At 63.6% G+C, this 10691-nt stretch carries 5 protein-coding genes; 4 read left to right on the forward strand and 1 reads right to left on the reverse strand.

Going from position 1 to position 10691, the window contains the following annotated elements; translation table 11 throughout:
* Positions 1 to 200 precede the first annotated feature (200 nt).
* The 4 genes from OJ996_RS21290 (at position 201) to OJ996_RS21305 (ending at position 9516) form a co-directional block, all read left to right on the forward strand.
* Positions 201 to 7193: a hypothetical protein gene (locus tag OJ996_RS21290; RefSeq protein WP_264515706.1), complete on the forward strand. Its 6993-nt coding sequence runs from the start codon at positions 201 to 203 to the stop codon at positions 7191 to 7193.
* Positions 7194 to 7477: 284 nt separating this feature from the next.
* The gene (gene gap / locus OJ996_RS21295; protein WP_264515707.1) at positions 7478 to 8524 is read left to right on the forward strand and encodes a type I glyceraldehyde-3-phosphate dehydrogenase; all 1047 of its coding nucleotides are present in this window, start codon (positions 7478 to 7480) and stop codon (positions 8522 to 8524) included.
* A gap of 150 nt (positions 8525 to 8674) precedes the next feature.
* Positions 8675 to 9205, forward strand: a complete 531-nt coding sequence (locus OJ996_RS21300) for a DUF4304 domain-containing protein (RefSeq protein WP_264515708.1) — start codon at positions 8675 to 8677, stop codon at positions 9203 to 9205.
* 26 nt (positions 9206 to 9231) lie between these two features.
* Complete coding sequence (locus OJ996_RS21305; protein WP_264515709.1) at positions 9232 to 9516, forward strand: Imm31 family immunity protein; 285 nt, start codon at positions 9232 to 9234, stop codon at positions 9514 to 9516.
* 43 nt (positions 9517 to 9559) lie between these two features.
* On the opposite strand, the gene OJ996_RS21310 is transcribed toward OJ996_RS21305, so the two are convergent.
* Positions 9560 to 10678, reverse strand: coding sequence for an acyltransferase family protein (locus OJ996_RS21310; protein WP_264515710.1), 1119 nt, complete (start codon positions 10676 to 10678; stop codon positions 9560 to 9562).
* Positions 10679 to 10691 lie beyond the last annotated feature (13 nt).

A 10691-nucleotide genomic window follows, 5' to 3' on the forward strand; every position in this document is an offset into this window, starting at 1 on the left:
GCCGAAGAATCTCCCATTCGGAATCGGTGAGGCTACAGGGATACTCGCGCATCGCGAGCTTCTCCAATACCTCACCCGGCTAGTACAGATCAAAATCCGGACGGAGATGATTTTTCAGACGGCTTCTTAGGCGTCCGGAAGGGGGAGATGGTAGAGGAATGCGCTTGCGCAAAACCTCCTCCCGCCCTGAGAAGACGGCCATGAACCGCTGGAAATCCGCAGGCTGCTGGCTGGGCGCTTGGAGCTTGCTAGGCATCGCGCAGGTCTCCGCGGACGTGTTGCATACAAGTAACTTCGACACCGGTTTTTTGCCCAAGGACTGGAAGGTCAGCCGGACGGTGCAGGGGCAGGCCATTTTGAGCGCGGATTTCGAGCCGATCCAAGGGACGCGCCAGCTGGTGCTGCACGATGCAAAAAACGATGCGAAGCACTCGGTGACCGAGGCGACCCTGCGTCTGCCGCTGCTTGATCACCGCGATGTGGTGCTGAGTTTCAAGGCCAAGAGCATTGGGGACGGCAATCTCGGGCGTCCGGTGCCGGAAGGGATCTACACCAAATCCGGGCGGGATTTCGATGCGGTCTCGGTGAGCGTGGATGGCAAACGGTGGGTGGTGGTGCAGTCCTTCGTGGGTCTGCCGAACGGCCCGCAGGATTTCACCCTTTCGCTGGATGCGGCGGCGGCCTCGCTGGGAGGATACGGGAAGGTGCCGTTCATGATCCGCTTCTCGTGGTTCGGACGGATGTCCGCGCCGTGGGCCGGACTGGCGATCGACGATGTCAAGGTGACCGGAATCTTCGATCCGCGGGTGGAGCTGCAGATTCCCGCCGTGGTGACGGAAGGAGCCGCGCCGCTGAAGGTGCGCGCGACGCGCGGGGTGGTCACCAAGGAGACCATGACGCTGCAGCTGTCGGGCGATCCCTCCGGCGTGCTGGATTTCCCGGCGAGCGTCACCTTCCCGAAAAAGGCGAAGTTCGTGGAGTTCACGGTTTCTGCTCCGAATGACGGGGTCCTGAATCCCCATCGTCAAACCACGGTGAGAGCCGGATGGGCGGGTCGCGAGGTGGCGGCCGCTCCGGTGCGGGTCGGTGACGTGACTCCGCTCGCGGTGAGCTTGGAGCTCCCGGCCGAGTTGCGGGAAGGCGGCCCAGCCGGTGAGGGGCGAGTGGTTTTCAATCGTCACACGGATGCGGTGGTGCCTGTGCAACTGGCCGCAGATCCGGCCGGACAACTTGAGTTTCCGGCGACGATCGAGGTCCCGGCAGGAACGATCGAGATGACGTTTCCGCTCTCGGCCTCGAACGACACGCTCTTCGACGGTGACGTGGAGGTCGGCCTGAATGCGACTTTTGCCGGCGGAAGCGCCAGCACCAGCACCACGGCGGTGGACAACGACGAGATGAGCTTGCGGGTCGAGCTTCCCGCCACGGTGCGCGAGGGCGGCAGTGTGACCGGAACCTTGTTCATGGGCGCGAGCCATCCTCACCTTAGAACACGGGTGAACCTGGAGGTTTCCGGCCATAGCCTTTACGGACCGGGCCCGATCGAATTGCTACCGGGCGAGACGACCGCGACGTTCACGCTCAACTCTGGCGATGACGTCTTTGCCGAAAGCGACCGGAGCCACGTCGTGACGGCAAGAGCCACGGGCTACCAGAACGGGAGCACGACGATCCGGGTGCTGGAGAACGATCTCTCCAAGCTGCGATTCGACCCCCTGGCAGGGGCTGTCGAGCAAGGAACCCCGTTTCCTGTGACGCTGCGTGCGGCGGATGGCAGCGGGCTGGTGCTGGAAGGCGTGGAAGGTGCGGCTAACCTGGTAGCCGTGAATGCGGACGGGAGCACCCACGCTGTGAGCCCGGCAACGGTGACGCTCAGCCAAGGAAGCTGGACCGGCCAGGTGACGCTGCCGGAGGCAGCGCTCGCCCCGGTAGCTCTGCGCGCTACGCGGGGAACGGCTTCCACGGAGATCGCACTGAGCGTGGCCCGCACCTTGGCGATGAAGGCCTCCGACCTGGCCGTGGACCCGACCCGCGGCAAGATCTATGCGGCCTTCAGCTGGGACGGCGGCGAGCATGCGAACAAGGTGCTGGCGATCGATCCGAAGACCGGGGCGGTCACGGCGACCGTCAACATCGGAGCGAACTGCGGGAAACTGGCGATCACGAGCGGTGGCGAGTTCCTCTACGTCGCGCATACGTCGGACGGGATGGTTTCGCAGATCGATCTGGCGACCTTCACCGTGGTGAGGAGTTTCGGTGCGCAGGCCTTGGATATGGCAACAGTGCCGGGGAATCCGAATCGCCTGATTTCCCTGACCCTGAGCGGTGTCTGGGCCTTGGAGAACGGGGTCCTGCTGCCGCAGAAGATCCAGCACAACAACATCGGCAACTTTCTGGAGGCATCCAGCGATCCGGGGGTCTTCTTCTGCTTCAACGGACTGAGCACCGAGTACGGCTTCCGGAAGATCTTCCTAGGACCGGACGGCGTGACCGAAGGGCCGGTGATGGAAGGGATCTTCCACGAAGAAGTGGGCGAGGTGGTGGCCGCGGGCGACTTTGTTTTCGACAACCACGGGCGGATGGCCAACGGGCTGGCAATGAAACGGGAAATCAATTTCCCGGCATTCGGCCCGGTGTGTCCGGACTTGCAGAGGAAGCGGGTCTACTTCCTCGCCTGGGAGGCGGCGGGCTACCGGACCCTGAAAGCCTTCGATCCCGCCACCGCGCACGAGATCGCGCAGGTCAACCTACCGGCCAGCCATACGAATCCGAAGGGTCTGGTGCGGTGGGGCGAGAGCGGCCTCGCATTCCGCAGCGAGAAGGGGATCACCTTGTTCCAGATCCCGCGCCTGACCGGAGCCGGGAACCCGGCGGATCTGGAAGTCAGGATCGAATCGAGCACTGGCGCTGCGGCGACGGGGGATCCGGTCGAGTATGAAGTGGTGGTCTCGAACGAAGGCACGGCGCAGGCACCGGATACGCTGGTGACGGTGGATCTCGGCGGCGACCAGACGATCGAGCGGGTCGATTCCCCGGCGATTCCTTACACGCAGTCGGGCAAGCGGATTTCCTTCCATCCGGGCGTCTTGCCGCAGGGCGGGAGCAGGAGCTTCAAGATCAAGGCACGCGCCGGGGGTGCCGGGTTGATTGCCGCCAGCGCGGCGGCCAGTTCCTCGGTCGTGGATCCGGATTTCGAGCCCGCGGTGGCGGCGGTGAGCGTGGAATTCGACAACGCTCCGGGAGCCTTCAACGAGCTGCGTCTCGCCATCAACGACATCGTTGAAGATCCGACGCGGGGTTTGCTGTGGCTGGCGCTCGGTGCCGAGGCCGGAGCGGGTCTGGCGAACAGCATCGTATCGCTGGACCCTACGACCGGGCACATCAGCCAGCCCATTCCCCTGTGGGCGACGCCGGGGATGCTGAAGGTTTCCGAGAACGGGACCTATCTCCATGCCGTGCTTCTCGATCTGCCGCTGATGCAGCGCGTGCGGCTAGATCTCCATCGCAAGGATCTACGTCACGTCTTCGGAGGCACGGCCGACGGACAGCGGATGTTCGGCGGCGACTTCGAAATCCTGGACGGCGACGGCCGCTCGATCGTGATCTCGCGCTATGATCCGCTGCTCAGGCCGGGCATCAAGGGGGTCGCGGTTTATGACGACGGGGTCGTCCGGCCGCGGATCGAGCACAGCTTCAATTCCTCGGTGCTGGAAGACTCACCGGACGCTTCGATTTTCTATGGCTATGACAATGCCAGCACCGGCTTCGGCTTCAGCCACTTGAAGGTGGATGCAGAGGGGGTGAGGACCGTGGCGAGCCGGAGCTACATGTTCTCCTATAACTTCGCGATCCGGCTGGAATCGGCGGGCGACAAGGTTTTCGCCACGGATGGCGGAGTGGTGGACGGGCTGGCGATGAAGGGGCTCGGCAACTTCGGCACGAACGGGCCGATGGTGCCGGACCCGCAGCGCGACCGCGCCTTCTTCCTGGAGTCTAGCGGCGACGCGGGCTGGAACTACGACGTGCTGACCAGCTACAGCACGGACACGATGATGTCCGAGTTTTCGCGGCGGCTTCCCAAGGGCTACGGGTTGCCGCGGCGGATGATCCGCTGGGGGAACAACGGGATCGCCTTCAGCGTGGATCAAACGGTGGTGCTCCTGAGCGACCCGCACCTGATCCCGTCCGGCGATCCGGCGGATCTCGGCGTGCAGGTGAGCGTGACTTCCGGCGAAGCGATGGTCGGTGAGCCGATCCGGTACCGTGTCGATATTCTCAACGAGGGTCCGAACCCCGCGACCGAGTGCTTCGCGAGCGTGTTCGTCACCGAAGGCCAAGTGGTCGAATCGGTGGATGGCGCGCCCTTCGTCCGGGACGGGAATTGGTATAGCTTTTATCTCGGGGACCTGGCTCCGGATGAGGACGTCCGGATCGAGATCGTTACGAGGATGAACCAGCCGGGAACGGCGCAGTGCTTTGCCTATCTGGAGGCGACATCCGACGATCCGCGGGCCGGCAACAACTCGGACACCGCGGTGGTGCCGGTGAGCTACAACCGGGGCTTGGATGCGGTCAACCGCCTGCAGCTTGCCTTGTCCGGGATGGTGAAGGACCCGGTGCAAGATCTGATCTGGTGCAGCGTCTCACCGGGAGGACCGCCGGGACTGGCGCGTTCGGTGGTGGCGATCGATCCCGCGAACGGCACGATCAAGCATCGCATCCCGATGAGCAATGCGCCCGGGACCCTGGCGATCTCCGCGGACGGGCGCTGGCTCTATGCCGGTCTGCTCGACATGACCGCGATCCGGCGGATCGACCTGCAAACGCGGACCCTGGATATCCTGATCGAGCTGGGGCCCGATCGCTTCGCGGGAGAGATTGAGGTGTTGCAGGGCGATGGGCGGAGCGTGGTGGTGGCGATGCAGAACCGGACCTTGGCTTCCCGTTTCGCGGCGTTGGCCGTGTATGACGACGCGGTGAAACGGCTGCAGGAGATCACGTCCTGGGAAGGCTCGGTCAACGAGATCGCGAGTTCGGCCGATCCGGGCATCTTCTTCGGCATCAACACGGACTCGACCGGGGCGGACTTCTACCGCCTGCGGGTGAGCGCCACCGGGGTGGTGGTGGAAGAAGGCCAGATGCGGGCGATCCGGGAGTTCTGGGGCGGCCTGCGTTCGGACGGCGACTATGTGGTGATGGATACCGGACGGCGGATCGACGGGGCGACGATCACTTGGAAAGGTGAATTCAATGCCTCGGGAACGGCCCTGCCCGAGACCGGTATCGGCCGGGTCTTCTTCGTCGAGCACGAGTTCGATTGGGGGAGCCGTGCCGACAGCGCGCGGAGGATCTCCGCCTACGATTCGAACTCGATGGTGAAAGTGCTGGAGACCCCGCTGCCGGAAGGGCTGGGTTGGGCGCGGGATTTCCTCCGCTGCGGTGGTGATCGGATGGCCTTCCGCTCGAACGGCGAATTGATCCTCGTCCGCAGCAGCCAGTTGACGCCGTCCGCGGTGCCAAGCGATCTGGCGGTGAGCGTCCAAGCGCCGCCGGTGGTGCACGTGGGGGTTCCCGCCTTCTACACGGTGACGATCACGAATGTGGGCCAGAGTGCGGTGACGAGCACGGTGACCGGCGTGAACCTGTCCGTGAACCAGACCTTGGGGACGATCGATGCTCCGGGGGCGACCCACACCGTGGAAGGTCTGAGGGTGACGATCAAGGGCGGCCCGCTGGCAGCCGGTGCGAGCGCGGTCTATCGGGTCGCCGGGAATCCGGAGACGGCAGGGGTGCTAAGTTGCAATGCCGGGGTCACCTCGCCGGCGGTGGAGGTCCAACTGGCGAACAACAAGGCCGAGGCGATCAACCATGCGCGCTACACGATGGGGCCGAACGCGGGATGGATCACACGCTTCACCGCGAAAGACATCATCGACGACCCGACGCGGAACTGGATCTGGGCGAGCGTGGCATCCAGCGGCAAGCCGGGTGCGCAGGGTGCGGTCAGCGCCATCGACCCGCTGACCGGGCTGGTGATGGCCAGAGTGAGCTTCACGGGCAACCCGACGGCACTGGCGATCTCGCGCAACGGGCGCTACCTCTACGCGGCGCTGCTCGACCAGCCCGCGGTGCAGCGGATCGATCTGGTATCCCGCACGGCGGATCTCCTGATCCCGCTGGGTGATGATCCGGCTTACCGGGCGGAGGACATGCTGGTGCTGGAGGGCGACGGAACCGCTCTGATGGTGGCGCGGAACGATCCGCCGACCACATGGACGCAAGCCGGGGTGGCGGTCTACGACGGGGCGGTCAAACGTCCGAACGTGACGCCGCGGCCGTGGACTGGCAACCGGATCGAGGCGAGCCCGGATCCGAATGTTTTTTACGGCTTCAACGGCCGCAACACCGGCGCGGAGCTCTACCGGATGACCGTGGATGCGAACGGAGTGACGCAGACGATGGTTGCGAACACCCTGTTCGCGCCCTTCACCGACTATCGGGCGTCCGGCAATCTGCTCTTCACCTCCTCGGGGCGCCTGATCGACACGACCAGCCTGAGCGTGAAATTCAGCCTGCCCAACGGGAACTGGGGAATTCCTTGGGTGGATGCGGCGCACCAGAGTTGCTACCTCACAAACAACATCTTCCTGTATGCCTACTCGACCGAGACGGGCGAGGAAAAGGAGACCTTCCCGATCGGAGGTCTGAACTATCCCGGTGCCCACAAGCAGATGGTGCGCTGGGGGACAGACGGCTTCGCGATCCTGGGCGAGAACGGGAAGATCCTGTTCCTGCGCTGGGCGCTGGCACCATATACGCCGCCGGTAGCGGCGGGTGAGGCGGACGCGACGGTGGCTGGTACGACGCTCGACTCCGACGGGGACGGTCTGGCGGATGCGCTGGAGTATTTCTTCGGGACCTCCGCCACGGCACCCCAAGCGGGCTCGCCCGTGAAGGTGCTGGGAGTAAACGAGGGCGGCCTGCACCTCACCTTCACCAGGCGGCAAGGCCTTCCCGCCGGGGCTTATCGGATCGCGGTGAGCGGGGACATGAAGTCTTGGCAAGCGGCGGAAGGAGTGGTGGAAAGTGTCACCGGCACGGCGGAAATCGACGGCGTGATGGTCGAAACGGTCGAGGCGCGCGTGCCCTGTCCGGTGGGGCGGGGTTTCGTGAGAATCGAATGGGACGGCTGAGGCTCTGGCGCGGAATGGCCCGTAGGCGGCGCGCCAAGGAGGGTCGCTTGCGCGGGTGAATTCCCGCGGCTAGGTTCAATCATGGATGCTGCAGGCCGGAGGTGTGGGGGGAGAACCCCTGAAATCCGACTGCGGCACGGGGGCTGCTGCGTCCGGAATTGTGTCGATTTCCTGACCCACGGGGGCATTGACGCACAGGGGAGCGCATGCACAATCCCGCCCCCGGCGGCTCTCCCGCCGGGATCCAGTCCGGCCGCAGAGTGCGGCCACCACGAGCTACTACCATGACCACCATTGCCATCAACGGGTTCGGGCGCATCGGGCGCCTCGTCTTCCGCGCCCTCGTCGAGCAGGGCCATCTCGGGACCACCTTCAACGTTGTCGCCGTGGGTGACATCGTGCCCGCCGACAACCTGGCCTACCTGCTGAAGTACGACTCCACGCAGGGCAAGTTCAACGGCACCGTGACTTCCAAGAAGTCCAAGCCGGAACTGGAAGAGGACGACGTGCTGGTGGTGAACGGCCACGAGATCAAGGTAGTGAGCGCCCGCACTCCGGACGGCCTTCCCTGGAAGGAACTCGGCGTGGAAGTGGTGATCGAGTCCACCGGTCTCTTCACCGCCGCCGAGAAGGCCAAGGGTCACATCGTGGCCGGTGCCAAGAAGGTCATCATCTCCGCTCCGGCGCAGGGTGAAGACGGCACCTTCGTGCAGGGCGTCAACGACGAGCTTTACGATCCCGCCAACCACCACATCATCTCCAACGCGAGCTGCACCACGAACTGCCTTGCCCCGATCGTGCACGTCCTCCTCAAGGAAGGATTCGGCATCGAGGAAGGCCTCATGACCACCATCCACTCCTACACCGCGACGCAGAAGACGGTGGACGGTCCTTCGAAGAAGGATTGGAAGGGTGGCCGCAGCGCCGCGATCAACATCATCCCGTCCACCACGGGTGCCGCCAAGGCGGTCGCGCTGGTTTGCCCGGAAGTGAAGGGCAAGCTGACCGGCATGTCCTTCCGCGTGCCGACCCCGACCGTGTCGGTGGTCGACCTGACGGTGAAGACGACCAAGGCGACCTCGCTCGGCGAGATCAAGACCGCGCTGAAGAATGCCTCCGAGACCTACCTCAAGGGCATCCTGGCCTACACCGAAGACGAAGTGGTTTCGACCGACTTCATCCACGACGCACACTCGTCGATCTTCGATGCCGGTTCGTCCATCGAGCTGAACCCGACCTTCTTCAAGCTGGTCGCTTGGTACGACAACGAGTGGGGTTACTCCAACCGCGTGATCGACCTGCTGTTCGACGTGGTGAAGAAGGGAATCTGATTTCCCGGACTCGCTAGTTTTTCAGAAGCACCCCGCCTTGAGAGAGGCGGGGTGTTTTTGTTTTGGATGAAGCTGCGGGGCGAGGGGAGTTCGCTTGATCGGGCCGCGATTATCCGGACGATGGGGGGGGGCCGCTTTCCTGTCCCGTCCATGATCACATCAGGCGACATCAATAAGATCCTGAAGCGTGTGGTAGTTCCAACACTTCGGGAGATCGGCTTCAGCAAATTCAAGGGCCGCGTTGCATGGCGTTACTTGGACGATGCGATCTGGGTTTTTCATACAAAGGCGGTCGGGAACTATTTCTCCGAGGTCACCGGTTTCCCTCCCTCGTCACTCACCGCACGGCTCGGGATTTTCTATTTGGATTTTCCGGGCTCGCATCCGGTCAAAACCGTGGATGACGGTCTTCTGATTCCAGACGAAAGCCGATGTCAGGTCCGGTATGGCTTGGATAATATCGCCGACCAAATTGCCATCCGGAATCCTGAGATGCGGGAGCAAGATAGATTGAGGAAGGACATCTGGTGGGTCGATCGTGATGGCAGCAATGCAGAGGCTGTCGTGGAGGACATCAGGCGATCGATCCTTGAATATGGAGTGCCATTGCTCGAGAAGCCTTACAACACGCGAGCGGCCCAGTTGGAGAGACGAGGTCTAGCCGACCCGAGAAGCTGTTAGGACGCTAACCTTTGATGCCTTGCCCGATGTCTGAAATCGGAATGAGATCTTCGCCCTTTGCATTCTACGAGGAAGTCCGGGTGAAGGCCGGTCGGGCCGGACTTGAGGAAGTTGCCGGTGAACTCGGGGCGGTCTTGGGTTCTTCACAAGACGGCGAGCGCTGGAGCTATGCAATTCTCATCTATTCGCGGGGGGCCACGTGGGGTGCAGACGAGGATGATCTCGTCAGCACCGGACGGATCCGGACGCGGGAAGAGTTCTACGACGGCGCGGCGGTCCGAGTTTCGGAAGACGGGCAGTTGCTCGATTGAGAAATCCGCCCGATGTCATCGGGAGTCCGAAGGGCCACCGGATTCAAACCTTTAAGAAGGTCTTCTTCTTCCACAGGAAGTAGAGCACCAGCCACTCGATAAGGAGGATGCCGGTGGTGATGAGGAGGGGACCCCAGTGGCCGGACTTGGAGGCGAGGCCGCCGAGGAAGAACCCGGAGATGTCCGCGAAGGGGACGACGCGCTCCAGCAGGTAGATGGTGATGGAGTTCATGCCGACGACCTGGAGGAAGAAGCTCCAATTCGGCTGCGGGCGGAAATCGACGAGGAGGTAGAAGACGACGAAGAGCCAGGTGCAGATGCCGCCGGCGAGGAGATTGAAGGAACTGGTCCAGATCTTCTTGATGGGCGGGTAGCCGAGGTGCCAGGCGATCCAGCCGAGGAAGAAGACGGCGGTGCCCGCAATGAGGATGCGACTGGCGGCGGTGAGGGAGGGCTTCTCCCAGGAGCGGACGTAATCGCCGACAAGCAGGCCGCCGAGGGTGAGGGCGCAGGCGGAGATGACGGAGAGCACTCCTTCAGGATCGTAAGGCGCCCATTCGTGGGGACGGCCCGGGAGGAAGCGTTGGTCGAACCACGCATTGATGCTGCCCGCAGGGGTGAGCACGCCGGCACCGTGACCGGGAACCGGGACGAGGAGTTGCAGAACGGCGATGGCGATGAGGATACCGAGGCACCATGCGGTCCGGCCCTTCCATGAGCGGGTGAAGAGGAAGACGGTGGCGGCAACACCGTAGGCGATGCCGATCTGGCCGAGGACGCTGGCGAAGCGTTGCTCGGAGTAGCCGACGAGTTTCAACCCGCCATTGTAGAGAATGCCGAGGACGATGAGAATGATGACGCGGCGGATGACGGTGCGCAGCAGGCTTGCACGCGAGACTCCGGCCTCCAGCTTGGGCTTGAGCGCGTAGGGGATCGAGATCCCCGAGGCGAACATGAAGAGCGGGAAGATCAGGTCGTGGATGCGGATGCCTTCCCAGGCGACGTGATCCATCTGGACGGCCCAAGTCTGGAGCCAGCCGATCTTGGTGATCTCGGCGAGCTGGATGAAAAACTCGGAGAGCCCGATGATCCAGAGCATGTCGAAGCCGCGCAGGGCATCGAGCGAACGCAGGCGCGGGGCGGTTGCGCGGGAATCTGCCATCACGCCCCGGAGG

Source organism: Luteolibacter rhizosphaerae (genome assembly GCF_025950095.1).
Taxonomy (GTDB): Bacteria; Verrucomicrobiota; Verrucomicrobiia; order Verrucomicrobiales; family Akkermansiaceae; genus Haloferula; species Haloferula rhizosphaerae.